The sequence below is a fragment of the Halorubrum sp. Eb13 genome (assembly GCF_002252895.1).
In the GTDB taxonomy this organism is placed as follows: domain Archaea; phylum Halobacteriota; class Halobacteria; order Halobacteriales; family Haloferacaceae; genus Halorubrum.
Genome location: NZ_NHPE01000005.1, coordinates 1 through 530 on the forward strand (window position 1 = coordinate 1; position 530 = coordinate 530).

The following is a 530-nucleotide window of genomic DNA, read 5'->3' on the forward strand; positions in this document are numbered from 1 at the left end:
GGGTGTGGGGGCGCAGCGATTGTGGGGGCGCGGTGGCTGTGAGGACGTGGCGGTTCCGTGACCGGTTCCGCGGTCGACCGAGAACGCGCGTCTTCCCAGATGCGATACGGGTTTCAGCTTCGGGATAACGGAAGCGTAAAGCGGCAGGACTCCCAATAAGTGTTTACTGTGACGACGACCCAGGTGACCCTCGTCCAGATCGACAACTACGGCCCGTGGACGACGACACCGGAGCCGCGGCGGGAGATGGACCTCCAGACGCTCCAGTCGCGGTTGTTCGCCGACATCGCCCAGTTCGTCGGCCACCGCGACGCGTACGTCTTCTTCACGCGCTTCGACAACATGATCGCCGTGACGAACGGCGTGGACGACGCGGCCCACGCGGCCCTCCAAGAGTCGATCGGGAACCGGTACCCGGTTAGCATCAGCCTCGGCACCGCGGTCGACGAACGACCGGTCGACGCCTTGGAGGCCGCGAACCAGCAGCTCCAGCACGAAGGGAGCGCCCAAGACAAGGCCCGGACCGAGGT

At 65.8% G+C, this 530-nt stretch carries 1 protein-coding gene; it reads left to right on the top strand.

Annotated elements, in window-relative coordinates; genetic code table 11:
- Window positions 1-168: 168 nt before the first annotated feature.
- A partial coding sequence (locus DJ75_RS00310) for a GTP cyclohydrolase IIa (RefSeq protein WP_141211936.1) occupies window positions 169-530 on the top strand: 362 nt, incomplete at its 3' end.